General features: G+C 66.1%; 26 protein-coding genes. 12 read left to right on the forward strand and 14 right to left on the reverse strand.

Going from position 1 to position 25,727, the window contains the following annotated elements:
- Positions 1-393 precede the first annotated feature (393 nt).
- Genes OC450_RS20815 through OC450_RS20825 form a run of 3 tightly spaced genes read left to right on the forward strand, consistent with a single transcriptional unit; the run spans position 394 to position 3,243 of the window.
- A complete protein-coding gene (locus OC450_RS20815) occupies positions 394-1,089 on the forward strand; it encodes a Tim44/TimA family putative adaptor protein (RefSeq protein WP_211383772.1) in 696 nt (231 codons plus the stop codon).
- Entirely contained in the window at positions 1,067-2,656 is a 1,590-nt protein-coding gene (locus tag OC450_RS20820) for a murein transglycosylase A (protein WP_256807478.1), read from the forward strand. Before OC450_RS20815 ends, OC450_RS20820 begins: the two co-directional genes overlap by 23 nt.
- Positions 2,653-3,243 carry a Smr/MutS family protein gene (locus OC450_RS20825; RefSeq protein ID WP_211383774.1) on the forward strand — a complete coding sequence of 197 codons (591 nt, stop codon included), beginning with the start codon at positions 2,653-2,655 and terminating at the stop codon, positions 3,241-3,243. The genes OC450_RS20820 and OC450_RS20825 overlap by 4 nt, the downstream gene beginning before the upstream one ends.
- Positions 3,244-3,307: 64 nt before the next feature.
- Here the strand turns inward: OC450_RS20825 and OC450_RS20830 are convergent, their stop codons facing one another.
- From OC450_RS20830 to hslV, 4 genes are all read right to left on the reverse strand, one after another.
- Positions 3,308-4,432 (reverse strand): hypothetical protein, encoded by a 1,125-nt coding sequence (locus tag OC450_RS20830; RefSeq protein ID WP_211383775.1) that lies wholly within the window; start codon positions 4,430-4,432, stop codon positions 3,308-3,310.
- A gap of 28 nt (positions 4,433-4,460) precedes the next feature.
- The gene (hslU, locus tag OC450_RS20835) at positions 4,461-5,765 is read right to left on the reverse strand and encodes an ATP-dependent protease ATPase subunit HslU (protein WP_211383776.1); all 1,305 of its coding nucleotides are present in this window, start codon (positions 5,763-5,765) and stop codon (positions 4,461-4,463) included.
- Between the two features lie 50 nt (positions 5,766-5,815).
- The gene (locus OC450_RS20840; RefSeq protein ID WP_211383777.1) at positions 5,816-6,439 is read right to left on the reverse strand and encodes a DUF2585 domain-containing protein; all 624 of its coding nucleotides are present in this window, start codon (positions 6,437-6,439) and stop codon (positions 5,816-5,818) included.
- Between the two features lie 200 nt (positions 6,440-6,639).
- A complete protein-coding gene (gene hslV / locus OC450_RS20845; protein WP_211383778.1) occupies positions 6,640-7,200 on the reverse strand; it encodes an ATP-dependent protease subunit HslV in 561 nt (186 codons plus the stop codon).
- 189 nt (positions 7,201-7,389) lie between these two features.
- Here hslV and hisB point away from each other — a divergent pair, with 189 nt between their 5' ends.
- From hisB to coaA, 7 genes are all read left to right on the forward strand, one after another.
- Positions 7,390-7,983, forward strand: coding sequence for an imidazoleglycerol-phosphate dehydratase HisB (hisB, locus tag OC450_RS20850; RefSeq protein ID WP_028150158.1), 594 nt, complete (start codon positions 7,390-7,392; stop codon positions 7,981-7,983).
- A gap of 67 nt (positions 7,984-8,050) precedes the next feature.
- The gene (locus tag OC450_RS20855) at positions 8,051-8,581 is read left to right on the forward strand and encodes a DUF2628 domain-containing protein (RefSeq protein ID WP_256807480.1); all 531 of its coding nucleotides are present in this window, start codon (positions 8,051-8,053) and stop codon (positions 8,579-8,581) included.
- Positions 8,578-9,228, forward strand: a complete 651-nt coding sequence (gene hisH, locus OC450_RS20860; RefSeq protein WP_262048563.1) for an imidazole glycerol phosphate synthase subunit HisH — start codon at positions 8,578-8,580, stop codon at positions 9,226-9,228. Before OC450_RS20855 ends, hisH begins: the two co-directional genes overlap by 4 nt.
- A gap of 166 nt (positions 9,229-9,394) precedes the next feature.
- The gene (gene hisA, locus OC450_RS20865; RefSeq protein WP_211383781.1) at positions 9,395-10,129 is read left to right on the forward strand and encodes a 1-(5-phosphoribosyl)-5-[(5-phosphoribosylamino)methylideneamino]imidazole-4-carboxamide isomerase; all 735 of its coding nucleotides are present in this window, start codon (positions 9,395-9,397) and stop codon (positions 10,127-10,129) included.
- A gap of 10 nt (positions 10,130-10,139) precedes the next feature.
- Positions 10,140-10,916 carry an imidazole glycerol phosphate synthase subunit HisF gene (gene hisF, locus OC450_RS20870; RefSeq protein ID WP_256807484.1) on the forward strand — a complete coding sequence of 259 codons (777 nt, stop codon included), beginning with the start codon at positions 10,140-10,142 and terminating at the stop codon, positions 10,914-10,916.
- A gap of 94 nt (positions 10,917-11,010) precedes the next feature.
- Positions 11,011-11,337, forward strand: coding sequence for a phosphoribosyl-ATP diphosphatase (locus OC450_RS20875; protein WP_211383782.1), 327 nt, complete (start codon positions 11,011-11,013; stop codon positions 11,335-11,337).
- 20 nt (positions 11,338-11,357) lie between these two features.
- Positions 11,358-12,314 carry a type I pantothenate kinase gene (gene coaA / locus OC450_RS20880; RefSeq protein WP_211383783.1) on the forward strand — a complete coding sequence of 319 codons (957 nt, stop codon included), beginning with the start codon at positions 11,358-11,360 and terminating at the stop codon, positions 12,312-12,314.
- A gap of 226 nt (positions 12,315-12,540) precedes the next feature.
- On the opposite strand, the gene OC450_RS20885 is transcribed toward coaA, so the two are convergent.
- From OC450_RS20885 to OC450_RS20895, 3 genes are all read right to left on the reverse strand, one after another.
- Positions 12,541-14,766, reverse strand: coding sequence for a PAS domain-containing hybrid sensor histidine kinase/response regulator (locus OC450_RS20885; RefSeq protein ID WP_256807485.1), 2,226 nt, complete (start codon positions 14,764-14,766; stop codon positions 12,541-12,543).
- Positions 14,767-14,891: 125 nt separating this feature from the next.
- A complete protein-coding gene (locus tag OC450_RS20890) occupies positions 14,892-15,365 on the reverse strand; it encodes a hypothetical protein (protein WP_211383785.1) in 474 nt (157 codons plus the stop codon).
- A gap of 98 nt (positions 15,366-15,463) precedes the next feature.
- Positions 15,464-17,002 carry a YifB family Mg chelatase-like AAA ATPase gene (locus OC450_RS20895; protein ID WP_262048564.1) on the reverse strand — a complete coding sequence of 513 codons (1,539 nt, stop codon included), beginning with the start codon at positions 17,000-17,002 and terminating at the stop codon, positions 15,464-15,466.
- 226 nt (positions 17,003-17,228) lie between these two features.
- Between OC450_RS20895 and OC450_RS20900 the strand changes: the two genes are divergently transcribed.
- Together OC450_RS20900 and OC450_RS20905 are read left to right on the forward strand one after the other, a co-directional pair.
- On the forward strand, positions 17,229-17,474 hold the full coding sequence (locus tag OC450_RS20900) for a PilZ domain-containing protein (RefSeq protein WP_027534981.1): 246 nt from the start codon (positions 17,229-17,231) through the stop codon (positions 17,472-17,474).
- A gap of 79 nt (positions 17,475-17,553) precedes the next feature.
- A complete protein-coding gene (locus OC450_RS20905; protein ID WP_211383792.1) occupies positions 17,554-18,339 on the forward strand; it encodes a tetratricopeptide repeat protein in 786 nt (261 codons plus the stop codon).
- Positions 18,340-18,357: 18 nt separating this feature from the next.
- Here OC450_RS20905 and OC450_RS20910 read toward each other — a convergent pair whose 3' ends face one another.
- The 7 genes from OC450_RS20910 to rsmI form a co-directional block, all read right to left on the reverse strand.
- The gene (locus OC450_RS20910) at positions 18,358-19,647 is read right to left on the reverse strand and encodes a CpaE family protein (protein ID WP_211383793.1); all 1,290 of its coding nucleotides are present in this window, start codon (positions 19,645-19,647) and stop codon (positions 18,358-18,360) included.
- Positions 19,644-20,378 (reverse strand): CpaD family pilus assembly protein, encoded by a 735-nt coding sequence (locus OC450_RS20915; protein WP_211383794.1) that lies wholly within the window; start codon positions 20,376-20,378, stop codon positions 19,644-19,646. Before OC450_RS20915 ends, OC450_RS20910 begins: the two co-directional genes overlap by 4 nt.
- A 70-nt stretch (positions 20,379-20,448) precedes the next feature.
- Positions 20,449-21,966, reverse strand: a complete 1,518-nt coding sequence (locus OC450_RS20920; protein ID WP_211383795.1) for a type II and III secretion system protein family protein — start codon at positions 21,964-21,966, stop codon at positions 20,449-20,451.
- Positions 21,967-21,980: 14 nt separating this feature from the next.
- Positions 21,981-22,796, reverse strand: coding sequence for a Flp pilus assembly protein CpaB (cpaB, locus tag OC450_RS20925; protein WP_262048565.1), 816 nt, complete (start codon positions 22,794-22,796; stop codon positions 21,981-21,983).
- Positions 22,797-23,259: 463 nt separating this feature from the next.
- A complete protein-coding gene (gene gshB, locus OC450_RS20930) occupies positions 23,260-24,204 on the reverse strand; it encodes a glutathione synthase (RefSeq protein ID WP_211383797.1) in 945 nt (314 codons plus the stop codon).
- A gap of 10 nt (positions 24,205-24,214) precedes the next feature.
- On the reverse strand, positions 24,215-24,616 hold the full coding sequence (locus OC450_RS20935) for a YraN family protein (protein WP_262048566.1): 402 nt from the start codon (positions 24,614-24,616) through the stop codon (positions 24,215-24,217).
- Complete coding sequence (gene rsmI / locus OC450_RS20940) at positions 24,603-25,553, reverse strand: 16S rRNA (cytidine(1402)-2'-O)-methyltransferase (protein ID WP_211383799.1); 951 nt, start codon at positions 25,551-25,553, stop codon at positions 24,603-24,605. The genes OC450_RS20935 and rsmI overlap by 14 nt, the downstream gene beginning before the upstream one ends.
- Positions 25,554-25,727 lie beyond the last annotated feature (174 nt).

Here is a 25,727-nt window from a genome sequence, read left to right on the forward strand (position 1 = left end):
GCTGAATTTCGCGGCGGTTGGCTAACATAGGGCCGCCTCATTCCACAAGGACGAACGGTCCCGGCCGGGGAATTGAGGCTCCGCCCACAACCGTGACGTTCCACCCTGCCCTATCCACGACACTACGCCTTAAACGATTGAAGATGCGCTATTTCCGGGCAGGATCGGGTTTCCCCTTAAGGATAAAAGGCGCTACACTCGGGCTGTGCCAAAAGGCGCCATTGGCCGGGCGAGATTTCGTGCCTACATCCCACGGACCTGACGCGCGGACCTAAAATGGTGATGTAGACTTGCCGTTTCCGTATGGAACGGTCTACTGGCCGGATTGATTTTCCCGGCAACGATCCCTTCGAGACGGCCCCTTTCGACAGAAGACCAGAAAGCGAATACGACGTGGACATCTACACCATCATCTTCCTGGCGCTGGCGGTCTTCATCTTTCTGAGGCTGCGCAGCGTGCTGGGGCAGCGCACGGGCAGCGAGCGGCCGCCGTTCGACCGCAACGCACTCCAGGGCGCCCAGGACAAGAACGTCGTGACCATGCCGGGCAAGGTCATCGACCAGGCCCCGCTCGCGCCGACGGCCGAGCCGACCCCGCCCTCCGACCGCTGGAAGGGCCTGACCGAGCCGGGCACCACGCTGGCGCAGGGCCTCGACGCCATCGTCGACAAGGATTCCACCTTCGATCCGCGCCATTTCATCTCCGGCGCCCGCGGCGCCTACGAGATGATCGTGCTGGCCTTCGCCAATGGCGACCGCCGCGCGCTGCGCGACCTGCTGTCGTCGGAGGTCTATGAAAGCTTCGATGCCGCGATCAAGGAACGCGAGAAGAACGAGCAGAAGACCGAGACGCGCTTCGTCTCGATCGACAAGGCCGAGCTCGTCGGCGCCGAGCTGCGCGACCGCATGGCCCAGCTCACGATCCGCTTCGTCTCGCAGATGATCTCGGCGACCCGCGACAAGGCCGGCAACATCGTCGACGGCAGCGCCGACACGGTCGCCGACATTACCGACATCTGGACTTTCGCCCGCGACGTCACCTCTCGCGATCCGAACTGGAAGCTGGTTGGCACCGGAAGCGCGAATTAAGGCTTTCCTGAAGACCAGCGCGACGGCGCTTTGCGCAGGTGTCGTCGCGCTGTCGTCGTTTTCGCTCGGCGCCGAAGCGGCGCGGCGGCACTATCGCAGCCATCACCATCATCTCCCGGCATTGCCTGCCGCGCCGCCGCGGGCGTTGCCGTATCCGCAGCTCCCCCTGCCGTTCGAGATTCCCGGCGCGCAATACCTGCCGCTGGCCTGGGCCGATTTGAAGGGCTGGAGCGACGACGATCATCTTGCCGCCTACAAGACCTTTCGCGCGAGCTGCCGTTCGATCAACGCGCAGAATGGCGCGGCCGAACCCAAGGCCGAAATCAAGGGCGAATCCAAAGCACTTGGCGCCTCGCTGAGAGAACCTTGCCGCGCCGCCAAATCGCTCGAGCTCACCGACGACGCCAGGGCCAAGACGTTCTTCGAGGAAAATTTTGCGCCGCTGCGCATCTCCCGGCTCGGCGAGCCCGACGGTTTCGTCACCGGCTATTACGAGCCGGTGCTGGAGGGATCGCGCACGCAGACCGATGTCTACAATGTCCCGGTCTATCGCCGGCCCTCGAACCTGTTCGTGCGCGGCTACAAGCAGGATTCGGTCAGCCTGCCGAACAAGGGCCCGGTCTATCGCAAGATCGGCCGCCGCAAGCTCGTGCCCTATTACGACCGCGCCGAGATCGAGGACGGCAAGATCGCCGGCCGTGGGCTGGAGATTGCCTGGCTGAAGGACCCGACCGATCTGCTGTTCGCGCAGATCCAGGGTTCGGCGCGGATCAAGTTCGAGGACGGCGGCATGGTCCGGCTCAACTACGACGCCTATAACGGCTATCCCTACACGGCGGTCGGCCGGATCCTGATCGAGCGCGGCATCATTCCGAAGGAAGAGATGTCGATGCAGAAGATCAGGGAGTGGATGGCGCAGACCCCGGACGGCGCCAAGGAGCTGCGGCGCCAGAACCGCTCCTACATCTTCTTCCGCGAGGTCAACCTGTCCGACAAGGACGAGGCGGTCGGCGCGCAAGGCATTCCGCTCACGGCCGGCCGTTCGATCGCGGTCGACAAATCGCTCCACGTCTACGGCACGCCGTTCTTCATCGAGGGCGAGTTGCCGATCGATTCAGAACGGTCGAAGACGCCGTTCCACCGGCTGATGATCGCGCAGGACACCGGCTCGGCGATCATCGGCCCCGCGCGCGCCGACCTCTATTTCGGTGCCGGCGCGGATGCCGGCCGCGTTTCGGGCCGGCTGCGCCATCCCATGCATTTCGTGATGCTGGTGCCGAAGGGCCTCGATCCGACGGCACGCGCCGCGCGGCTCCCGGTGCCGGACCCGCGGCCGTCGGAGAAGATTGCAAAACTTTTTCCGCAAACCGATCTTGCCAAGGATATTGCCAAGGATACTGCGAAGGATCAGGCCAAGCCTGCGGCTGCGGCCGCAGCCGTGGCGCAAGGCAAAGGCGAGACGGTCGCCGTCGCCAATCCAGTCCCGTTGCCAGTGCCGCGTCCCGTGATTGAGCCCGTTCAGGAGCCGCGGCGGCCGATCAAGAATCGCCCCCATCGACAGCAATGAAGCGATCGTCCCGTCCGCCCGTGCTGGAGCCTCGTCCCTCGCCGCGCCGCCGCGCGCTGAGCGAGGAGGAGCGCGAGCTGTGGGACACGGTGGCAAAGCAGGTCAAGCCGCTGAGGAAGCATCGGGGGGCGAAAGCGCATGCGCCGCCGCGCGCAGAGCCTTCACCCGCTGCGTCCGCCACGCGGCCTGCGCCATCGCCACGTCCGATCGCCGCTGCCCCGGCGCCGCGCGCAGCGAAGCCCGCGATACCGCCGCTGGCACCGCTCGGCAAGCGCGAGCGCACAAAGCTGTCGCGCGGCCGCAGCGAGATCGAGGCGCGGCTCGACCTGCATGGCATGACCCAGATGCGCGCCCATCGGGCTCTGACCGGCTTCCTGCACCGCGCCCACCATGACGGCCTGACCTTCGTGCTCGTCATCACCGGCAAGGGACGAAGCGGCGGCGAAAGCGGCGTGCTGCGCCGCCATGTGCCGGAATGGCTGAGCCTGCCGGAATTCCGCGCCTTCGTCGTCGGGTTCGAGGAGGCAGGTATCGGCCATGGCGGCGAAGGCGCGCTTTATGTCCGGATCAGGCGGGCGCGGTATTAGACTAGAGGCGGGCGCGGTTCACCTCTCCCGCTTGCGGGAGAGGGAGCGCACTTCCGATGCGGCTCTAAAACGGCCGGACGATTCCGACGCGCGGGATCAGTGTGATGATCAGGCCGAAGATGTTCGTCTTCCGGTCCTGCGCCGGCATCGGCGGCGTCTCGCGCGCGGCCGGCAGCATTTTCACGGCGTGCAGGATCAGGAACATGCACACCGCCCAGTTCGAGATCCAGCGCGAATAGTCGAACACCATCGCGAACATCACGAGATAGGCGAGGCTGATGCCGATCAGTGCGGCGACCACGAGACGGCGGTGCATTTCGCTCGCGAGCGCGGCGATCAGGTTCGCAAAATAACGCCACAGCGGCGTGTGCAGCCAGATCAGGAGCGCGAACACGGGCACGCCGAGGATGTTGTGCGGCAGGCGGCCCCAGGTGTCTGAGATTTCCTTCGCCAGCGGCTGGTACCAGATGTAGGCGAATTGCAGCAGATCGGTGCGCGCCGGATCGGCCATCCGGCTCTTCAGATACGCGACGAAATCCGCCTCCGGGATCGGCATCGTTCCCCAGAACTGCGCCGTGAAAAACAGTGCGGAAACGAGGGCGAGGGCGGCGATGCCGAATGCAACGTTGCTGCGGCTGCAGCCGCAGGCCAGATAATGCCTGATCACCACGATCGTGACGATCGTCGGCACATACATCAGCAGATGGATGTGGTGGATCAGCACGAGGACGATCGAGAACAGCGCGGCCAGGGCGACGAACAGCAGCGAGCCCGCCGGCACCAGCAGCAGCATGATTGCCAGCGCGCAGCCATAGATGTCGAAATGGCCGAGCGTGTGCATGAAGTTCTTCAGGAAGAACGGCGAGCCCGCGATGAAGACGAACAGCGGCAGCGTCCTGGCGGTGAAGCCGAACGTCCGCTGGAACAGTTTTGCGTACAGCCCCAGCGTTACCAGCCACGTCGCGCCGCCGAGCGCGAACACCAGCCATACCGGCACCTTGTCGGTGACCAGCGCGACGATCGCCCCGATCAGCGCGCGCTTGATGAAGCCGAAATGATAGTCGACGAGGAGATGGATGTAGGGGACGTAAGGCGGCAGCTGGATCTTGTGGATGAAGACGCCGGCAATCACCGCCGCGTTGATCGCGAGCAGGATGCGCCAGGGGTTTTGCAGGATGCGTGCGGTCACGCGGCATCCATAGCGCGGTCGCCCGGAATTACAAAATGAACCGGCTCAAATCCGTATTCTTGGCGAGGTCGCCGACGTGCTTCTGCACGAACTCCGCATCGACCTTGACGGTCTCGCCGCTGCGGTCGGGGGCGGTGAAGGAAATCTCGTCCAGCACCCGCTCCATCACCGTCTGCAGCCGCCGCGCGCCGATGTTCTCGACGGTCGAATTCACGGCGACCGCGACGTCCGCCAGCGCGTCGATCGCGCTATCGGTGATGTCGAGCGTGACGCCCTCGGTCTGCATCAAGGCGATATATTGCTTGATCAGCGAGGCCTCGGGCTCGGTCAGGATGCGGCGCATGTCGTCGCGGGTCAGCGCCTGCAATTCGACGCGGATCGGCAGGCGGCCCTGTAATTCCGGCAGCAGGTCGGACGGCTTGGCGACGTGGAAGGCGCCGGATGCGATGAACAGGATGTGGTCGGTCTTCACCGCGCCGTGCTTGGTCGAGACCGTGGTGCCCTCGATCAGCGGCAGCAGGTCGCGCTGCACGCCCTCGCGCGAGACGTCGCCGCCGACCCTGCCGTCGCGCGCACAGATCTTGTCGATCTCGTCCAGGAACACGATGCCGTTGTTCTCGACCGCGCCAATCGCTTCCAGCGTCAGCTGCTCGGTGTCCAGCAGCTTGTCGGATTCCTCGTTGACGAGGATCTCGTGCGAGCTGTCCACCGTCAGCCGCCGGGTCTTGCTGCGGCCGCCGAGCTTGCCGAAGATGTCGCCGATCGAGATCGCACCCATCTGCGCGCCGGGCATGCCGGGGATCTCGAACATCGGCATGCCGCTGCCGCCGCCTTGCGTCTCGATCTCGATTTCCTTGTCGTTGAGCTCGCCCGCACGCAGCTTCTTGCGGAAGGATTCGCGGGTTGCGGCGCTGGCATTGGCGCCGACGAGGGCATCGAGCACGCGTTCCTCGGCGGCGAGCTGCGCGCGCGCCTGCACGTCCTTGCGCTTGCGCTCGCGCACCTGGGCGATCGCGACCTCGACGAGATCGCGCACGATCTGCTCGACGTCGCGGCCGACATAGCCGACCTCGGTGAATTTCGTCGCCTCCACCTTCAGGAACGGCGCATTCGCGAGCTTGGCGAGCCGGCGCGCGATCTCGGTCTTGCCGACGCCGGTGGGGCCGATCATCAGGATGTTCTTCGGCAGCACCTCCTCGCGCAAGGAACCTTCGAGCTGCTGCCGCCGCCAGCGGTTGCGCAGCGCGATCGAGACGGCGCGCTTGGCATCGGCCTGGCCGACGATGAAACGGTCGAGTTCGGAAACGATTTCGCGGGGAGAGAAGTCTGTCATGGGACCTTAGCTAGGATCAGATGCGGGCCGGGACAAGCCGCATTTTTGCGTCAGATGATCGGCGGTCCGGATTGCCATTGTTTCACGGCCTCGACCGGATGGATCAGCATCAGGACGTTGAGCGTCAGATTGTCGCGAATGTGCAGCGCCAGCATGATTTCGAACGCGAGCCCGAGCAGGACGGTCACCGGTACAGGCAGCAGGCGCGCGGCGAGGAAGCCCAGCATCATGGACAGCGTATCGGAGATCGAATTGACGACGCTGTCGCCGAAATAATCCAGCGAGATCGTGCCGGCGCGGTAGCGTTCGATGATGAACGGCGAGTTCTCGACGATCTCCCAGGCACCCTCGATCAGCATCGCGATGATCAGCCGCGCCGGCCAGGACAGAGGCAGGAAAGGCAGCCGCGCGAACAGCAGCCAGGTCAGGCCGTAGAACAGGAAGCCGTGGAGGACGTGCGAAAAGCTGTACCAGTCGGCGATGTGCTGCGAATTCTCCGAGCTGTTGACCACGCCATGCCACAGCTTGACGTAGCCGCAGGTGCAGATCGGCACCCGGCCCATCGCAAGCAGGATCGAGGCCTGCAGCGCCAGCAGCAACAGCGCGATACCGACCCAGTAGGTTGGGGGGATCGTCGTGCGTATGCTTTGCTTGGCGCCATCGGCAATGGTCATTGGGCGCGTATCATTGCAGTGAGAGGCCGTCATGCGCAACCAGAGCGATGCTGCGCTCCCTCTCCCGCTTGCGGGAGAGGGCTGTCTCCGCAGAGGGATTCCCCCGGAGGAGAAAACCCTCACCGGGCGCTTCGCGCCGACCTCTCCCGCAAGCGGGAGAGGTTACACCGCATCCCGGGCTCCGCTGTTCAGTCACAGTTCTAGCCCGCCGCCAGGGCTTCGATGGTGACGTTGCGGTTGGTGTACACGCAAATATCCGCGGCGATGTCGAGGGAGCGGCGGACGATGGTCTCGGCGTCCTTGTCGGTGTCGAGCAGGGCGCGAGCGGCGGCCAGGGCGTAATTGCCGCCGGAGCCGATCGCCATCACCCCGGCCTCGGGCTCCAGCACGTCGCCGGTGCCTGTGAGCACCAAGGAGACGTCCTTGTCGGCCACGATCATCATGGCCTCCAGCCGCCGCAAATAGCGGTCGGTGCGCCAGTCCTTGGCGAGCTCGACCGCGGCCCGGGTCAATTGCCCGGGATATTGCTCGAGCTTGGATTCCAACCGCTCAAAGAGCGTGAAGGCGTCGGCCGTGGCGCCGGCAAAGCCGCCGATGACGTCGCCCTTGCCGAGTTTCCGGACCTTCTTGGCGTTGTGCTTGATCACGGTCTGGCCGATCGAGACTTGGCCGTCGCCGCCGACCACGACCTTGCCGCCCTTGCGGACCGTCAAAATCGTGGTGCCGTGCCAGCCCGGCGAGCTGTTTGGGGAGTCCTGCATGAATGATCCTCGTTGTCCGGCCTGATTTAGGGGGTCGGGAGCGGGGGCACAACGGGCCGTTCCGGCCCTAGATTTCGCTCACCATAGGCGGAAGTGCTGCCCTGCCGGGGCGTTCCCGCAGTAGCGAAGGCGTCATTTGGCTGTTAAAAGACCGGCGTTTTCGGCCCAAAACCATAGCGAAAGCTTTCAATGCGCACCGCGACGATCAAGCGCAAGACCAAGGAAACCGATATCGAGGTGACCGTAAACCTCGATGGCACCGGCGTGTCCAACATCGCGACCGGCATCGGCTTTTTCGACCATATGCTCGATCTCCTCGCCCGCCATTCCCGCATCGACCTCACGGTCAAGGCGGTGGGCGACCTGCACATTGATCATCACCATACCACCGAGGACACCGGCATCGCGCTCGGCCAGGCGGTCAAGCAGGCGCTCGGCAACATGGCGGGCATCACCCGCTATGCCGGCGTGCACATGCCCATGGACGAGACGCTGTCGCGCGTGGTCATCGACATCTCGGGCCGCCCGTTTCTGGTGTTCAAGGCCGACTTCCCCCGCGACAAGATCGGTGAGTTCGACACCGAGCTGGTGCGCGAGTGGTTCCAGGCCTTCGCCATGAACGCCGGCGTGACTCTTCACGTCGAGACCCTATATGGCGATAACAGCCACCATATCGCCGAATCCTGCTTCAAGGGTCTGGCGCGGGCGCTGCGCACCGCCGTCGCGATCGATCCGAAGGCTGTGGGCGAGATCCCGTCCACCAAGGGCTCGCTCGGCGGCTGACATCTCCGCTCGGCGGCGAAACGCGCCGCTTGCGGTATCACTGAATTCTTGAGAACGGGGCATCACCATGCCTGTCTACACAGTTCATGCTCCCTCCCCTGCCGGAGCCGACCTGCGCGCGACCGACAAATTCGTCTTCGTGCGCGACGGCTTCCATTTCTGGGCGATGATCTTCGGCCCGGTCTGGCTGCTGTGGAATCGGCTGTGGCTGGCGCTGATCGGCTGGGTGATCTTCGTCGCCGCGTTCAACGCCGGGCTGTCCACCCTCGGCCTCGGCCGTTTGTCGATCTTCGTCGCCGACATCATCGTCGCGCTGCTGATGGGGTTTGAAGCGTCGAGCCTGCGCCGCTGGACCCTGTCACGCGGCAGCTGGAGCCAGCTCGATGTCGTCGTCGGGGATGACGAAGACACAGCCGAGCGCCGCTTCTTCGAGCGCTGGAGCCAGAAGCAGCACGGCATCGTCAACGATCAATGGGCCGTCGATCGTGGCGGACCGCCGCCGACCCGCAACACGCCGGGTCGGCAATTCTCGAACCCGCCGCCGCTGCCGGCCGGCGGCATCATTGGATTGTTTCCAGAACCGGGAGGGTCAAGATGAGCGTCGCCATCATCGATTACGGTTCCGGCAATCTGCATTCCGCCGCGAAAGCGTTCGAGCGCGCCGCGCGCAGCATGGAGAATCCGCAAAAGGTCTTCGTCACCAGCGATCCGGACCAGGCCTATTCCGCCGACCGTCTGGTGCTGCCGGGCGTCGGCGCCTTCGCCGATTGCCGCCGCGGGCTCGACGCCGTCAACGGCATGGTCGAGGCGATCACCGAAGCGGTGCGCGTCAAGGCGCGGCCGTTCTTCGGCATCTGCGTCGGCATGCAGCTGATGGCGAGCCGCGGCAAGGAGCATGTCACGACCGACGGCCTGAACTGGATCGGCGGCGACGTCGAGAAGATCGCGCCGCGCGACGAGAGCCTGAAGATCCCGCACATGGGCTGGAACACGCTCGACGTGCTGCGCGAGCATCCGGTGCTGGAGAGGCTGTCGCTCGGCCCGAAAGGCCAGCACGCCTATTTCGTGCACTCCTACCACCTCAACGCCGCCAACGAGGCGGACGTTCTCGCGCGCGCCGATTACGGCGGGCCTGTTACCGCGATCGTCGCGAAGGACACCGCCATCGGCACGCAGTTTCACCCCGAGAAGAGCCAGCGCTTTGGCCTGGCCCTGATCTCGAACTTCTTGCGATGGAAACCGTGATGCGAGCTGCTCTTGTTACCTCCCCCCTTGCGGGGGAGGTCGAACGCGCAGCGTTCGGGAGGGGGGTAAGCCCCAACGGCCATGCCTGTGGCTACCCCTCTCCCCAACCCTCCCCCGCAGGGGGGGAGGGAGCAGACCGTCTGCGCGGAAAGGACGCTGCCGACAGATGATTCTTTTTCCCGCGATCGACCTCAAGAATGGCCAGTGCGTGCGCCTCGAGCAAGGCGACATGGCGCGCGCGACCGTGTTCAACCTCAATCCCGCGGCGCAGGCGCAGAGCTTTGCCGAGCAGGGTTTTGAGTATCTCCACGTCGTCGACCTCGACGGCGCCTTTGCCGGCAAGCCGGTGAATGCGCAGGCCGTCGAGGCGATGCTGAAGACGATCAGCATCCCCGTGCAGCTCGGCGGCGGCATTCGCGATCTCAAGACCGTGGAAGCCTGGCTCGCAAAAGGCATCACCCGCGTCATCATCGGCACCGCCGCGGTGCGCGACCCTGAACTGGTGAAGGCTGCCGCGAAAGAGTTTCCCGGCCGCGTCGCGGTCGGGCTCGATGCGCGCGACGGCAAGGTCGCGGTCGAAGGCTGGGCCGAGACCTCGCAGGTGACGGTGCTGGAGATCGCGCAGCGTTTCGAGGATGCCGGCGTTGCCGCCATCATCTTCACCGACATCGCGCGCGACGGCCTGCTCAAGGGCCTGAATCTCGATGCGACGATCGCGCTGGCCGACGCCATCTCGATCCCGGTGATTGCTTCGGGTGGCCTCGCCTCGATCGAGGACGTCAAGGCGATGCTGACGCCGCGCGCCAAGAAGCTCGCCGGCGCGATCGCTGGCCGCGCGCTCTATGACGGCCGGCTCGATCCAGCTTCTGCCCTCACCCTGATCCGCAACGCGCGCGGCTAGGAGACATCCGATGTTCAAGGTGCGCGTGATCCCCTGCCTCGACGTCAAGGACGGCCGGGTCGTCAAGGGCGTCAACTTCGTCGATTTGCGCGATGCCGGCGATCCCGTCGAAGCGGCGATCGCCTATGACGCCGCCGGCGCCGACGAGCTCACCTTCCTCGACATCACCGCGACCCATGAGAACCGCGGCATCATGCTGGACGTGGTCCGGCGCACGGCCGAGGCCTGCTTCATGCCCGTCACCGTCGGCGGCGGCGTGCGTGAGGTCAACGACATCAAGACGCTGCTGCGTGCGGGCGCCGACAAGGTCTCGATCAACAGCGCCGCGGTGTCGCGTCGCGAGTTCGTCAAGGAAGCCGCAGAAAAATTCGGCGAGCAGTGCGTGGTGGTCGCGATCGACGCCAAGCGGGTCAAGCGCGCCGGTGGCGGAGAGCGCTGGGAGATCTTTACCCATGGTGGCCGCAACTCGACCGGGATCGACGCCATCGAATACGCCCAGGAAGTGGTCTCGCTCGGCGCGGGCGAGATCCTGCTCACCTCGATGGACCGCGACGGTACCAGGCAGGGGTTCGACCTCCCGCTGACCCGAGCGATCGCCGACAGCGTTCCCGTTCCGGTGATCGCCTCGGGCGGCGTCGGCAATCTCGATCACCTGGTCGACGGTATCCGCGACGGCCACGCCACCGCGGTGCTGGCCGCCTCCATCTTCCACTTCGGGGAATTCACCATTCGCGAAGCCAAGGAGCACATGTCCCGGCGCGGGCTGCCCATGCGCCTCGATGCCTGACGACTCCCGTCGATAAAAATGCTAGATCAGCCGGTGGGGACCGGCTGTCACCCGCCAAGGTCATCAGTCAGGCCGCGTTTTCCGAGTATTCTGAATGCCGCGTTTCACGATCCACGATCTGGCCCAGACCATCGACGCCCGGGCGGCGGCCGGCGGCGAGGCCTCGTACACCCGCAAGCTCCTGGACAAGGGCGCCGAACATTGCGCCAAGAAGTTCGGTGAGGAAGCAGTCGAAACCGTCATCGCAGCAGTCGAAAACGATCGCGATCATCTGATCGCTGAAGGCGCCGACCTGCTGTACCATTTCCTTGTGTTGCTCAAGGCCCGCGGCGTAAAGCTGGAGGAGGTCGAGGCCGCACTGGACAAGCGGACCAATATGTCTGGGTTGGAAGAAAAGGCGTCGCGCAAGGGCGGCAACTAGCCGAGGTGGAGAGTCGCGTCATGGATATCCGCGCACCCGAGCAGCAGTATAATCCGTACCGTGTCTACACGCGCGAGCAGTGGTCGCGACTGCGCGACGACACGCCGATGACGCTGGAGCCCGGCGAGTTCGACCGGCTGCGCTCGCTGCACGATCGCCTCGACCTGCAGGAGGTCGAGGACATCTACCTGCCGCTGTCGCGCCTGTTGTCGATCTATGTCGATGCGATGCAGCGCCTGTATTACGCGGAGCGCCAGTTCCTCAACATCCGCGACCGCAAGATGCCCTACATCATCGGCGTTGCCGGGTCGGTCGCGGTCGGAAAATCCACCACGGCACGCGTGCTCCAGGCATTGCTGGCGCGCTGGTCGCCGCGTCCCAAGGTCGAGCTGATCACCACCGACGGCTTCCTGTATCCCAATGCCGTGCTCGAACGGCAGGGCATCATGCAGAAGAAGGGTTTTCCCGAGAGCTACGACCTGCCGCTGCTGCTCAGCTTCCTCTCCGACATCAAGGCCGGCCGCCGCCACGTGCGGGCGCCGGTCTATTCGCATCTGACCTACGACATCGTACCGAACCAGTGGGCCGAGATCGACCAGCCCGACATCCTGATCGTCGAGGGCGTCAACGTGCTGCAGACCGGCAAGCTGCCGCGTGACGGCAAGGCCGTGCCCGTGGTCTCCGACTTCTTCGATTTCTCGGTCTATATCGACGCCGAAGAGGCCGCGCTGCGGCAGTGGTACATCAGGCGTTTCCTGTCGCTGCGCGACACCGCGTTCACCAATCCAAAATCCTACTTCAACCGCTATGCGCTGTTGTCCGACGAGGAAGCCACCGCCACCGCGATCGCGATCTGGGAGCGCACCAACCTCGCCAATCTCGAGGACAACATCCTGCCGACCCGCCCCCGCGCGACACTGATCCTGAAGAAGGGCGCGGATCACACGGTGGCGAGCGTGGCGCTGCGACGACTGTAGAGCTCGGTGTCGCAGGGTGGGCAAAGGCGCGAAGCGCCGTGCCCACCATCCATCCGCATTGTCGAACGTGAATGGTGCGCACGCCACGCTTTGCCGACCGTACGAGATTCGCGCCTGCCACCACATCGTCACTGCGAGCGCAGCGAGGCAATGCAGAATCTTTCCGTGGTGGCAGTCTGGCTTGCTTCGTCGCAAGGGCTCCCCGCAATGACGGCGGACACCCTTTCTACACCGCGATCTGCCGCGACGCCGCCAGCCCGGCCAGCGCCTCCTCCAGCTTCTCGCGATCGAGCGGCTTGATCAGGAATCCGTTCATGCCCGCCTCGAAGCAGGCGTAGCGATCCTCCACCAGCGTATTGGCGGTGAGCGCCAGGATCGGCGTGTGGGGGCCACCCTTGGCTGCCTCATGCGTGCGGATGCGTTTTGTCGCCTCGATGCCGTCGAGCTGCGGCATCTGGATGTCCATCAGGACCAGATCATAGGGCGTGCCGGCCGATGATGCCGCAAGCCAGGATTCCAGCGCGTCCTCGCCATGGACGGCGATGACGACGCGGTGGCCGAGTTTCGTCAGCAGCGAGCGCATCAACAGCGCGTTGATCTCGTTGTCCTCGGCGACGAGGACCGAAAAGCCCTTCGCCGGTGCCGCGCCGGTGGATTGGGCCGGTGGCTCCGGCGCCAGATCGGGCGAGGCGACCTCCGGCGTCAGCGCGAGGCGTGCGGCCAGCGAGGCCGCGCGCAGCGGCTTCACCAGGAAGCCGGTGAAGGCCGGCGAAATTTTCTCGTGACGCGAGCCCGACGTCAGCAGCACGAGGCGTTGCATCGCATGCGCCCGGGCGGCCTCGCCGAGGCGGTCGGCGATGGCAGCGCCGAGCGCACGGTCGATCAGCACCGAATGCCACGAGCGCTCCGGCAGCAGCGCTTCGGCCACCGCTGCGTCCGCCACCATGCAGGTCTGGCCACCCCAGCGCTCCAGCCGCCGCGCGATCAGCGAGGCCTCGATGCCGTCGGCAATCAGCAGGATCGACTTGCCCGTGAGGTCGGGACTTGGGAACGCCGTCTGTTCCGCGCCGATCTGCGATGACGCCAGCGGCACCGCGACCTCGAAGGTCGCGCCCTTGCCCGGCTCGCTCGTGAGCGTGATGCGACCGCCCATGCGCTTGACGATCCGCTCGCTGATGGCAAGCCCGAGCCCCGTGCCGCCATAGGTGCGCGCGACGCGCTCGTCGGCCTGTTCGAATTCGCGGAAGATGCGCGACTGCGCCTCCGGCGCAATGCCGATGCCGGTGTCGCGCACCAGAAAGCAGATCTCGTTCGGCCAGATACCGGGTTCGACGATCAGCGCGACGCCGCCGCTCGCGGTGAACTTGATGGCATTGCCGGCGAGGTTGAGCAGCACCTGGCGCAGCCGCGCGGCATCGCCGACCACCTCGAGCGGCAGGCGCTCGTCGACATAGGCGGCGATCTCCAGCTTCTTGGCCTGTGCGCGGGGCGCGAGCAGCTCGGTGATTTCCTCGATCAGGGCGGAGAGCGCGAAGGGACGCTGCTCGAGATCGAGCTTGCCGGCTTCGATCTTGGAATAGTCGAGCAACTCCTCGATCAGCGCCATCAGCGCTTCGCCGGAGGTCTTCACGGCCCTGGCGTAGGTCGCCTGCTCCGGCGTCAGCGTGGTGTCGAGCAGGAGCCCGCCCATGCCGATGATGCCGTTGAGCGGGGTGCGGATCTCGTGCGACGCCATCGCCAGGAAGCGCGATTTGGCGCGGTTGGCGGCGTCGGCCTGGTCGCGCGCGTCGGACAGCGCGCGCTCGGTCTCGGTGCGGTCGGTGACGTCGCGTCCGACGCTCTGCAATTCGGCGGGCTGGCCGGCGTCGAGCCGGACATAGCCTTCGCGCCAGGCGATCCAGCGCGCGCCGAGCGGGGTTGTGATCTTCTGGTCGTGAATACGCGTGCCGTTGCTCTCGCGGGCGCTGTCGCCCTGCTCCAGCACGTCGAAGTCGAAGCGCGTGCCGACCAGCGCGCCGCGCGCCTGCCCCGCGAGTGCGCAATAGGCGTCGTTGGCAAAGGTGATGCGGCCCTGACGATCGCGCAGCACGATCAAATCGCCCTGCTGCTCGAACAGGCTGCGCGCGCGCTCTTCGGCTTCCTTCAGTTCCCAATTGCGGTCGATCAGCGCCTCGTTGTGAGCGGCGAGCGAGCGCATCCGCTTGTTGACGAAGCGCAGCCGCATGCTGAGCGTGGCAAGGCCGAGGCAGGCGAGCGCGAACAGGAAGCTCGCGCCGATCGCAAAGGTGTTGGGATCATAGCCGGAATTCTCGGACCGGCTGCCGGAGACGAAACCATAGGCGCCGCCGAACGTCGCCGAGAAGATCATGAAGGAGCGAATCGCGAAGGCTATGCGGGGATGCTGCCGCCTGAAGCGGCGCATGCGCACCTTGATCCGGAACGTCCGACCCATCGCCACCGACCCCGACTCTTTTGCGAAATTCCGCCACCGCCGCCTGCGACGATGTCGCCTCGACCTTGCGAACAGTTTGAGGCTTCGCCGCTGCCTCCAAACAGGGTTGACGAGGTGTTAATGCGTCAGAGCGAGGCGGCCTGCAGCGGGAGAGGGCGGTGGCCGCCGCGAGCACCGACGATCAGGGCCGCGGCCTCGCGCTGCGAGAACGTCTTCGAGCGCACATAGATGCGGTAATCCGCCGGTCCCTCGGTGGAGAGATAGATCACCTGGCCGCCGTCGACGGGCTGCGCGGCAATCGAGATGAGGCGGGTCGAAGGATTGGCCTGGCAGGACTCCGATTCCGAACCGGGCCCGTCGTCGACGACGGCGAAGTCCGCCGCGTCCGCATCGTCGGTGATCTGGACCCGCACCGTGGCCCGCGCGGGGTCTTCGGTGAAGGCGACATGCATGCCGGCGGTCCAGAACAGCGACGTCAGCTCGACCGAAGTTTCGCCCAGGGCGATGCAGGGATGCGAGACCGATCCGGTCTCACTGCGTGCGAACACTACGGCCGCCAACAGGGGAATGACCGAGGCCAGGACCTTGAAACGCAACATGACACGCTACTCGCCGGGCCCTGTACGGGAACTGATGGGCCTTATGGTTTGCAGAGCGTAAAGGAAACTCGTTACCGCCGGGTTGACGCGCGCGGCCTTCAGGCCATCTGGCGCACATCCTCCGCGAGTGCGCGGTAGGACAGCGCCTCGGCCAGATGCAGCCGGCCGATCTTCTCGCTGCCGTCGAGGTCGGCGAGCGTGCGCGCCACCCGCAGCACGCGGTGATAGCCGCGCGCCGACAGCCGCATGGTCTCGGCGGCATCGCGCAGCAGCTTCTGGCCCTGTGCGTCCGGCTTGGCGATCTGTTCCAGCACGGAGGCCGGTGCTTCCGCATTGGTGCGAACACGCGGCAGGCCCGCATCCGCATAACGCGCGATCTGGATGTCGCGCGCCGCCGCGACGCGCGCGGCGACTTCGGCCGAGCCTTCGGCCGGCGGCGGCAGGATCAGATCGGCTGCGGTGACGGCGGGAACCTCGATGCGCAGGTCGATGCGATCCATCAGCGGCCCCGAGATGCGCGCCTGGTAATCGCCGGTGCAGCGGTCGATGCGGCCGCGCTTGCAGGCATAGCCGGGCTCGAACGCATTGCCGCAGCGACAGGGATTCATCGCGGCGACGAGCATGAAGCGGGCAGGGTAGGTGACGCGGTGATTGGCGCGCGACACCGAGACCTCGCCGTTCTCCAGCGGCTGGCGCAGCGAATCCAGCACGCGCGGGTCGAACTCGGGCAGCTCGTCGAGGAACAGCACGCCCTGATGCGCGAGCGAGATCTCGCCGGGCCTTGCGCGCATGCCGCCGCCGGTGAGCGCGGCCATGCTGGCGGAATGATGCGGCGAGCGGAACGGACGCCGTGCCGTCAGCGCGCCGCCTTCGATCTCGCCGGCAACGGAGGCGATCATCGAGACCTCGAGCAGCTCGCCCGGCGACAGCGGCGGCAGGATCGAGGGCAGCCGCGCCGCCAGCATCGATTTGCCGGCGCCGGGCGCGCCGATCATCAGCAGATGATGTCCGCCGGCGGCCGCGATCTCCAATGCGCGCTTGGCGCTCTCCTGGCCCTTGATGTCGCGCAGGTCGAGCGGCGAGGCCGCGGCTTCGTGCACCTTCGGAACAGGCCGCGACAGCACTTGCGTGCCCTTGAAATGGTTGGCGATCTGGATGAGTGAGCTTGCAGCGACGATCTGGATGTCCGGGCTCGCCCACGCCGCTTCCGAGCCGCAGCATGCCGGGCAGATCAGCCCCTCCTCGCGCACATTGGCGCCGATCGCGGCGGGAAGAACGCCGGCCACCGGCGCGATCGATCCGTCGAGGCCGAGCTCGCCCAGAACGGTGAAGCCGGTCAGCGCGTCCGGCGGGATCGCGCCAATTGCCGCCATCAGCCCGAGCGCGATCGGCAGGTCGTAATGGCTGCCTTCCTTGGGCAGATCGGCCGGCGCCAGATTGACGGTGATCCGCCGGGCCGGCAGCGCCAGCCCCGAGGCGATCAGCGCCGAGCGGACGCGCTCGCGGGCCTCGGACACCGCCTTGTCCGGCAGGCCGACGATGGCGAAGGCCGGCAAGCCCGGTGCGACCTGCACCTGCACGTCGACCGCACGGGCCTCGATCCCCTCAAAAGCGACGGTGGAAACCCGCTGAACCATGCCCGAACCAGCCTGCCCTCTTGCACAATCGAGGGTAGCAGAGCGCGGGAGTGTCCGCAAGAACAATACGGGAACAGGTTTGGAGGCCCTAAAGCCCTAACCCATCGTAAACGCGGTGGAGACACTACGTCTCGAATGCGAACGACCCCACTCAGCACATCCCAACGAATGTCCGCTACTCCTTGGGGTGCGGGATGGGCCGTGGTCTAACGGGTGAACAATTCAAATGCTTGCAAATCGCCGGAGAAGCGAACGACGAGTGTGTACGCGGCTTGCCAAGATCCATTTTGGCGCGGGCTCGCTGCCGCGGGACTGCACGATCACGGATATTTCGGATGGTGGCGTGAAAGTGGTGGCCGAGTTTCTGGAAGTGCCGCCGCAATTCACCATCATCTTCGCGCCGGACTATTCCCGCCAGTGCCGCCTGCGCTGGCGCATCGGCTGCGAATTCGGTGCCGAATTCACCGACTAGGCTCGTAAAGGCCGCGGCCTTAACCGGACTTTAGCGTTAATCGGTAAGCATCTCTGATCAGTCGCCGAGTGATCAGAGTATGTCCAAGCGTTTGTCCGTTGCCTGTCCTACGGCGAGATATCTGTTTTCCGCGCTTCTGATCCTTGCCCTCGGCGGTTGCCAGACCACTGGCATCGAGGACATCACCGGCGCGCTCGGCGGCAAGTCGGAAACCGCCGACAGGGCCGACGCCAGGCCGGACATGAAGCCGGACATGGACGCATTGCGCGAGCGCTATCGCGCGAGGCCCGGCGACCCCAACACCGCGCTCGAATACGGCAAGGCCCTGCGCGCAACCGGACAGCGTGCGCAGGCGGTCGCGGTGCTGGAGCAGGCCGTGCTCGCCCATTCCAGCAACAAGGCGCTGCTCGCCGGCTATGGCCGCGCGCTCGCCGACAGCGGCAATTTCCAGCAGGCGTTCGATGTGCTGAGCCGCGCGCATACGCCCGAGGATCCCGACTGGCGCATCCTGTCGGCGCAAGGCGCTGCGCTCGATCAGCTCGGCCGCAACGACGAGGCGCAGCAATATTATGCGACCGCCTTGAAGATCGTGCCCGACGAGCCGCAGGTCCTGTCCAATCTCGGACTGTCCTACATGCTCCAGAACAATCTGCCACGGGCCGAGGAAACCATGCGCCGCGCGCATGAGCGCAATCCCGCCGATTCCCGCGTGCGCGCCAATTTCGCGCTCGTGCTGGGACTGGAAGGAAAGCAGGCCGAGGCCGAGGCCATCGTAAAGGCCGACCTGCCGCCGGATCAGGCCGCGGCAAAAGTCGCGGCGCTGCGGCAGCTGGTAGCGAAGAAGCAGCAGCGGGCGGACAAGTAGCCCGCCGCGCAGCGCACGTCAGGACGCCTTGCGATGCGGGGCGGATGCGCGCCCCGACCTGGCCTTCAGCCTCTTGAGGAGCGGCCCGAGCAGCGAGCGCTTCGGCTTCTTCACCTCGCCGCGTCCGGCGAGGCGGTTGGCCATGTTCTGGAACAGCAGCGTGGTGCGGTGGCTCTTGGAGACCTCCGCGATCATCTGGCCGTTGTTGGCCGCGGCCGAGAACAGTTTCGAATCGAACGGGATCACCGCGATCGGCTGGCTCTCCATGGTCTTGGCGAATGCCTTGACCTCGATCTCCGCCCGCTTGGGCATGCCGACCTGGTTGATGCAGTACAGCGGCGGCCGGTCGTTCGGCCGCGCCGCCTTCAGCACGCTCAGCATGTTCTTGGTGTTGCGCAAATTGGCGAGGTCCGGCTCGGCCACGATCACGATGTCGTCCGCGTTGACCAGCGCGCGCCGGGTCCAGCCCGACCACTGATGGGGAACGTCGAGCACGATGCAGGGCGTGGTCATGCGCAGCGTGTCGAACACCGCGTCGAAGGCCTCGGCGCCGAAGTCGTAGACGCGGTCAAGGGTGGCGGGCGCAGCAAGGAGGCTGAGCCGCTCGGTGCATTTGGCGAGCAGGCGCTCCATCAGCGCCGTGTCCGGCCGGTCCTGCGACAGCACCGCGTTGGCGATGCCCTGCACCGGATCCTGGTTGTAGTCGAGGCTCGCGGTGCCGAAGGCGAGGTCGAGATCGATCACGACGGAATCGAGCGCGAGGTCGCGGGCGATGGTCCAGGCCACATTGTGCGCGACGGTGGACGCACCGACGCCGCCCTTGGCGCCGACCACCGCGATGACGCGGCCGGTGATGATGGTTTCGGACGCCGAGAACAGGCTGCAGATCGAGCGGACCACGTCGAGCGTCTCGACCGGGCCCACCACATAGTCGTTGACGCCGCGGCGGACCAGCTCGCGATAGGGCGCGGTGTCGTTGGGATTGCCGATCACGACCACGCGGGTGCCGGGATCGCAGACGCCGGCGAGATCGTCGAGTCCCTCGAGGATGTCGCGCGTGCCGTCGGATTCGATCACGATGACATTCGGCGTCGGCATCGTTTCATAGACTTCGATCGCCGCGGCGAGACCACCGTCCTTGGCGGTGAGATGCGCCTTGGCGAGACGGCGATCCTGCCCGGCCGCAGTCACGGCGGCGAGCGTCTGCTCGGTCTCGCAAAACGCCTGTACGGAGATGCGAGGAACCGGCGCAATGTGTTCCTCGGGGTGCTGCGGATCGTCCGCCTCTTCGTCGTGGACGCTTGTCATCTGCCTGTGTCGCTGAGTTTGGCCTTGTCAGCCTCGGGGTTGGGAGTCGCGATCGGCGTGCCCTTGCGATAGCGTTCAAAGGCGATGTCGCGACGTGCGGTATAGGCCGGAGTCTCGGTCCGCGGCTGCTCGAGGTCGGCGGGGTTGTCGATCATCGCCGCGAGATTGCGCTGGCTGGCGCAGCCCAGATTGAAATACGGCCGGTTCTCGTTGTAGCCGGGGTCGAGGATGGAGGGGCCGACGTCTTCGGGCCATAGCCCGCAGGGGCCTGCGACCGCGGCGATGCGGGAATAGCTCAGGCGAATGGTGGGCAGCAGTCCGGGATCCTCGGGCCGATAGGGGTGCTGGACGATGGCGCGCGAGGGCACGCCGCCGGATGCGAGCACGGAACGGATTTCGTGATAGGTCGCAGCCGCCGCGCGCGAATTCGCGGTGTCGACCGGCACGTCGACCACGACCGAGCCGGTGCCTTCGCGCACCCAGTCCCGGGCAATGCCGGCGACGTCCGAGTGCTGCGCGGCCGAGAGGCCGCCGCGAGCCTTGCCGACGAAGATCACGATCGACTTCTTGGCTTCCTGCACCGCGATCGGGTGGCGCTGGCGATAGTCGGTCGGCACCGTCTGGGTGACGATCTCGCCGGTGGTGTTGCAGGCGCCGAGCACGACGGAGAGCCCCGTCAGTGCCAGCGCGATGCTCAGATTGCGACGTCGATCGGCCATGGTCTTCGTCATCGCCTCATCCCCCTCTTGCCCCGTCTCTTGCCCCGCATTTTGCCCCATTCCCCGAAGCCGTCCGCTCGTCTCAGTCGATGATGAAGCCGAAATCACCGGGCGTGCCGGCGATGGGATCGACGCGGCGCGCGATGCCATAGAGGCGGTTCATGCGGCCGAGCAGCGCCGTCTGTGCATCCGAGGCCGGCGCGAAGCCGTCGTCGGGCCGGGACAATTCCTTCTGCGCGACCGCGCGCACCACGTAGGGCGTCACGATCACCATCAACTCGGTCTCGTTGTTGACGAAGTCCTGGCTCCGGAACAGCGCGCCGAGGATCGGCACCTGATCGACGCCGGGCAGGCCGTTGATCGCCTGCTTGGTCTGCTGCTGGATCAGGCCGGCCATCGCCATCGAGCCGCCCGAGGGAATCTCGAGCGTGGTCTCGGCGCGGCGGGTCTGGATCGAAGGGATGGTGATCGAGCTGGTCGAGCTGGCCGACACCGCCTGTGTCACGGAGATAGCGTTCTGATTCGACAGCTCCGAGACTTCGGTCATCACGCGCAGGCTGATGCGTCCCTCGCTCAACACGACCGGCGTGAAGCTCAGGGAGATGCCGAACTTTTTGTAGGTGATCTGGGTGGTACAGACGTGGGTGACCGGATCGCAGGAATAGCCCGCAGGGATCGGGAATTCGCCGCCGGCGATGAAGGTGGCGGACTCGCCGGAGATCGCCGTCAGGCTCGGCTCGGCCAGCGTTCGCATCACGCCGGCGCTCTCCATCGCGCGCATCGTGGCGCTGACCGTGGCAACGCCCTTGGCGAGGCCGGCGACGCCCAGCCCGTTGCTGCTGACGAGCGGGCCGCCGGAGACCGAGAACGGGTTGGAATTGTTGAAATTGACGACCGCGGTGCCGGCATTGAGGCTGGCGCTGAGATCGACGCCCAGCTGCTTGACGATGTCGCGACGCACCTCGCCGACGACGACCTTGAGCATCACCTGGTCGCGGCCGCGCACGACGATGTTGTTGACCACTTTCTCGGAGCCGCCGACGAGCTTTGCGGCGACGTCGCCCGCCTGCTGCGCCTCGACCGGGCTCGACACCGAGCCGGTCAGCATCACGCTGTCGCCCACGCCTTCAATCTGCACGCCCGGCAACGACTGGCGCAGCGCGGCTCGCATGCCGTTGAGGTCGCGCTTCACCGCGATGTCGTAGGCGGCGACCTGCTGGCCGTCGGCGGCGAAGAACACGACGTTGGTCTGGCCAACCTGGCCGCCGATGATGTAGGCGCGCTGAGCCGAACGAATCACCGCGTTGGCGATCTTGGGATCGGCGACCAGCACGTCCTTGACCTCGCGCGGCAGGTCGATGACGATGGATTTGCCGACGCCGAGCGACAGGAAGCGCGTCTTCGCCGGCGCGATGGTCGCGACCGAGGCCACCTCGAGATCCGGCGCCTGCATCGGCGCCTGGTCGCCGACCGGCGCATCCGCGGCGTTCGCCAGGTGCGGGACTGCGACCAGCCCCAGCGTCAGCATCACCCCCGCCCAGAACGTGCGTGCGCCATTCCCCCGAATGCGCAGCGCCGTCCGATAGTCCCCATGTCTCATCTTGGGTATCCCCATCACTTCTGTGACGTCAATTGCCGTGTCTGGACGCCGTAGCGGATCACGTTGACCCCTCCGGAACGCTTGGTTGCCGGGTCCTCGGGCATGCCGTCGGCGGCGTTGGCATCGACGATGCTCCGCAGCGCGAGCTGGAGCGTGCCGCCCTGGCGCGCGGCTGCGAGAGTTGCGACCTGGTCCGGCTTGAGCTCGAGCGTCACGGTCTTGCCGAGCACGGCGTTCTGGCCATCCTTCTCCTTCGGCGCCTGGTCGATCGCGAGCACGCGGATGTTGCTCAGGATGGCCTCGGACAGGATGAGGTCATTGCCGGCCGTCGGGCCGTTGGCGCCGTCGGGATTCTTCAGGCGGCGGGTCAGGACGATGTCGACGCGGTCGTTCGGCAGGATGAAGCCGCCGGCGCCGGTCTCGGCTGAAATCTCGGTGGAGACGGCGCGCATGCCCGACGGCAGGATCGCGGCCATGAAGCCGGAGCCTTCGGCCTTGACCAGCTTCTGCTCCCGGATCGGCTCGCCCTGCATCAACGGCACGCGTGCGATCGAGCCGGCGATCTGGCTCTGCGCCTCGGGCCTGGCGTCGCGGCGGATGAAGGCGCTGCTCGCTGTGGTCGACGGCCAGGTCTGCCAGAGCAGATCCTCGGCCTTCACGGCCTGGCCGAGCTGGATGTCGTTTTTCGCGACGAGAACCTCGACCGTCGGCAGCTTCTCGGCGACGGGAAGGGCGGGCGCGGGCTTGTTGTCGTAGCCGCTCGCCAGATACGCAGCGACGCCGCCGGCGCCGAGTGCGATGACGAGAACGACAATGCGTGCGGTGTTCATACGCTTCTACTCTTACGCGGGGCACTCGAACCGCACGTGGCGGGTTCCCCCGCGTCGATGAGTAGGGAGTAAAAGTATAAGGGGTGTTGCGAGGCCGGATGTGATCGCCCGTCACGATGCGGGTTCTGGGCAGATGGTGAATGCCGCGTTAGCCGGTCGGCCAGTGGCCCCGTATATTTACGAGCGGCGGCTCGTTCGTTCGCACGAGGCGCAGGGTGTCATGGTGAATGGGTGGTTAGTGATGCGCGCGGGCTGATGCCGCGCTGCTATGGCCGTGGGGCGGAAGCAAAGTGCCACATCATGAGTGATCAGTGTCGTCCTGGCGAAGGCCAGGACCCATACCGCGTGATCTTTCGAGTGTAGAAGGCAGACTTACCAACGACGAATCTTCGCCAAGCCACGCCCAGTCGTTATGGCTCCCGGCCTTCGCCGGGAGGAGATTGGGGAGGTCGCGTGCGAGCGCCTACTTCGCCCGCTTCTGCTCGATCACGTCCCAGACCCTGGCCGCAACGTCAGGACCGCCGAGCCGCGCGATGGCGCGGATGCCGGTGGGCGAGGTCACGTTGATCTCGGTGAGGTTGCCGTTGATGACATCGATGCCGACGAACAGCAGGCCGCGCTCGCGCAGTGCCGGGCCGACGGTGGCGCAGATCTCGCGCTCGCGCGGCGTGAGCTCGGTTTCCTGCGCGGCGCCGCCGCGCACCATGTTGGAGCGGAGGTCGTCCGCAGCGGGCACGCGGTTGACCGCGCCGGCGAATTCGCCGTTGACGAGGATGATGCGCTTGTCGCCGTGCTTCACCTCGGGGATGAACTGCTGGATCACCCAGGCTTCCTTGAACGTCACCGAGAACATGTCGAACAGCGAGCCGAAATTCATGTCCTGCGGCATCACGCGGAACACCGCCGCGCCGCCATGGCCGTGCAGCGGCTTCATCACGACGGCGCCGTGCTTGTCGCGAAAGGCGTTGATCTCGTCGAGATCGCGCGAGATCAGGGTCGGCGGCATCAGCTGCGGAAAGTTCATCACGAACAGTTTTTCCGGCGCGTTGCGCACCGAGGCGGGGTCGTTGACGACCAGCGTCTTCGGGTGGATGCGTTCGAGCAGATGCGTCGAGGTGATGTAGGCGAGGTCGAACGGCGGATCCTGGCGCAGCAGCACCACGTCAAAGCCGTTGAGCGCCTCGCGTTTTGGCTCGCCCAGCGTGAAGTGATCGCCGGGCTCGTCGCGCACGGTCAGAAGTTGAACGGGAGCGACGATCTCCTCGCCGACCATCGAGAGCTTGTCGGGCGTGTAATAGGACAGGCCGTGGCCCCGCTTCTGCGCCTCCAGGAGCAGCGCAAAGGTGGAATCGCCCTTGATGTTGATGCGGGCGATGGGGTCCATCTGGACGGCGACGTTCAGTTTCATGGTCTGCCTTTCAGGTCGAGGCGTCGAATGCCGCCAACACATGGCGTGGAAGTGAGCGCGGCGCAATCAGCATGGCGTCGAATCGCAGTTCGAATTCGGCATGCTCGGGATGCGCTGCGAGCCAGCCTTGCGCGGCGTCGATGATGCGCTGCTGCTGGCGCGGGGTCACCGCGAAGGCGGCGTCGTCCAGCGTCGCGCGCGCCTTGACCTCGACGAAGGCGATCAGGTTGCGGCGGCGGGCCACGATGTCGATCTCGCCATGCGGCGTGCGGTAGCGCTTGGCGAGGATGCGATAGCCCTTGGCCATGAGATAGGCGGCGGCGCGGCTCTCCGCGGAGATGCCGGTGCGGAACGCGGCGACGCGCTCGGGCGCGGCGACTTTCGGTTCCTTCGCCCCCTCAGTCTTCGCCATCGCCGCCCCGCAGGTCTTTGGCGAGCTCGAGCGCGCGGGCATAGACCTCGCGGCGCGGCCGGCCCGACAGCGCAACCGCATGGGCCACGGCGTCCTTGACGCTGTGCGCGGCCAGCTGCTCGCGCAGGACATCGTCCAGCGCGTCCGATGTCAGCATCTCGGAATCCGCCGCAGGCGGGGCGATCACCAGAACGAATTCCCCGCGCGTCTCCAGCGTGTCGGCGTCGCGTGCAAGATCATGCAGCGTCGCGCGCGAAATCTGCTCGTGCAGTTTCGTCAGCTCACGGCAGATCGCGGCCTCGCGGCTGCCCATGATCCCGGCGAGCTCGGCGAGCGTGTCCTGCACGCGGTTTCCGGATTCGAACATCACCAGCGTCGCATCGATGCGGGCGAGCTCCGTCAGGCGCGACCGCCGCGCGGCCGATTTCGCCGGCAAAAAGCCTTCGAAGAAGAAGCGGTCGGTCGGCAGCGCTGCGACCGAGAGCGCCGCCAGCACCGAGGACGGGCCGGGCAGCGCGTAGACCGCATGGCCGGCGGCGCAGACCTCGCGCACCAGCTTGAAGCCGGGATCGGAGATCAGCGGGGTGCCGGCGTCCGACACCAGCGCGACGGAACCGCCTGCCGCAAGCGCCTCCAGGATCTTTGGACGGGCCGCTTCCGCGTTGTGCTCGTGATACTGCTTGAGCTGCGCCGTGATGGCGTAGCGCTCGGTCAGGCGCCGGGTGATGCGGGTGTCCTCGCAGGCGATGACGTCGACGCCGGCGAGGGTCTGAAGCGCGCGCAGCGTGATGTCGCCGAGATTGCCGATGGGGGTCGCGACCAGGTGCAGGCCCGGCGCGGCCTTCGGGGCGGCAAGCCGATGGGCGTCGATGGAGAAACCGCGCGAGGCGGCGTCCGTAGACTCAGGTGTATTTATCGGGGCCGGCTTTGCGCGCATAATGAAACGAACTTAGGCATGATCCCCGAGGCTGGGAACCGGTCCTCCGAAAAAGATCGCGGCGAGGCCAGGGCGAGGCAAGGACTGAGGAAGGACTGGAATGTGATCCATTCGGCATCACATTCCAGAGGGAATGAAGCGTCAGCGCCATATTCGCGGCGGAAACGCCGCCTT

It is taken from the genome of Bradyrhizobium sp. Bra78 (assembly GCF_024519855.1).
Classification (GTDB): Bacteria; Pseudomonadota; Alphaproteobacteria; order Rhizobiales; family Xanthobacteraceae; genus Bradyrhizobium; species Bradyrhizobium japonicum_G.

What these genes read in the sequence shown, in the direction of transcription:
- OC450_RS20825 (WP_211383774.1), top strand. Translation starts at nt 2,653, where the DNA reads ATGAAGCGATCGTCCCGTCCGCCCGTGCTGGAGCCTCGTCCCTCGCCG.
- hslU (WP_211383776.1), bottom strand. Translation starts at nt 5,765, where the DNA reads ATGACAGACTTCTCTCCCCGCGAAATCGTTTCCGAACTCGACCGTTTC.
- OC450_RS20840 (WP_211383777.1), bottom strand. Translation starts at nt 6,439, where the DNA reads ATGACCATTGCCGATGGCGCCAAGCAAAGCATACGCACGACGATCCCC.
- hslV (WP_211383778.1), bottom strand. Translation starts at nt 7,200, where the DNA reads ATGCAGGACTCCCCAAACAGCTCGCCGGGCTGGCACGGCACCACGATT.
- hisB (WP_028150158.1), top strand. Translation starts at nt 7,390, where the DNA reads ATGCGCACCGCGACGATCAAGCGCAAGACCAAGGAAACCGATATCGAG.
- OC450_RS20855 (WP_256807480.1), top strand. Translation starts at nt 8,051, where the DNA reads ATGCCTGTCTACACAGTTCATGCTCCCTCCCCTGCCGGAGCCGACCTG.
- hisH (WP_262048563.1), top strand. Translation starts at nt 8,578, where the DNA reads ATGAGCGTCGCCATCATCGATTACGGTTCCGGCAATCTGCATTCCGCC.
- hisA (WP_211383781.1), top strand. Translation starts at nt 9,395, where the DNA reads ATGATTCTTTTTCCCGCGATCGACCTCAAGAATGGCCAGTGCGTGCGC.
- hisF (WP_256807484.1), top strand. Translation starts at nt 10,140, where the DNA reads ATGTTCAAGGTGCGCGTGATCCCCTGCCTCGACGTCAAGGACGGCCGG.
- OC450_RS20875 (WP_211383782.1), top strand. Translation starts at nt 11,011, where the DNA reads ATGCCGCGTTTCACGATCCACGATCTGGCCCAGACCATCGACGCCCGG.
- coaA (WP_211383783.1), top strand. Translation starts at nt 11,358, where the DNA reads ATGGATATCCGCGCACCCGAGCAGCAGTATAATCCGTACCGTGTCTAC.
- OC450_RS20885 (WP_256807485.1), bottom strand. Translation starts at nt 14,766, where the DNA reads ATGGGTCGGACGTTCCGGATCAAGGTGCGCATGCGCCGCTTCAGGCGG.
- OC450_RS20890 (WP_211383785.1), bottom strand. Translation starts at nt 15,365, where the DNA reads ATGTTGCGTTTCAAGGTCCTGGCCTCGGTCATTCCCCTGTTGGCGGCC.
- OC450_RS20895 (WP_262048564.1), bottom strand. Translation starts at nt 17,002, where the DNA reads ATGGTTCAGCGGGTTTCCACCGTCGCTTTTGAGGGGATCGAGGCCCGT.
- OC450_RS20900 (WP_027534981.1), top strand. Translation starts at nt 17,229, where the DNA reads ATGCTTGCAAATCGCCGGAGAAGCGAACGACGAGTGTGTACGCGGCTT.
- OC450_RS20905 (WP_211383792.1), top strand. Translation starts at nt 17,554, where the DNA reads ATGTCCAAGCGTTTGTCCGTTGCCTGTCCTACGGCGAGATATCTGTTT.
- OC450_RS20910 (WP_211383793.1), bottom strand. Translation starts at nt 19,647, where the DNA reads ATGACAAGCGTCCACGACGAAGAGGCGGACGATCCGCAGCACCCCGAG.
- OC450_RS20915 (WP_211383794.1), bottom strand. Translation starts at nt 20,378, where the DNA reads ATGACGAAGACCATGGCCGATCGACGTCGCAATCTGAGCATCGCGCTG.
- OC450_RS20920 (WP_211383795.1), bottom strand. Translation starts at nt 21,966, where the DNA reads ATGAGACATGGGGACTATCGGACGGCGCTGCGCATTCGGGGGAATGGC.
- cpaB (WP_262048565.1), bottom strand. Translation starts at nt 22,796, where the DNA reads ATGAACACCGCACGCATTGTCGTTCTCGTCATCGCACTCGGCGCCGGC.
- gshB (WP_211383797.1), bottom strand. Translation starts at nt 24,204, where the DNA reads ATGAAACTGAACGTCGCCGTCCAGATGGACCCCATCGCCCGCATCAAC.
- OC450_RS20935 (WP_262048566.1), bottom strand. Translation starts at nt 24,616, where the DNA reads ATGGCGAAGACTGAGGGGGCGAAGGAACCGAAAGTCGCCGCGCCCGAG.
- rsmI (WP_211383799.1), bottom strand. Translation starts at nt 25,553, where the DNA reads ATGCGCGCAAAGCCGGCCCCGATAAATACACCTGAGTCTACGGACGCC.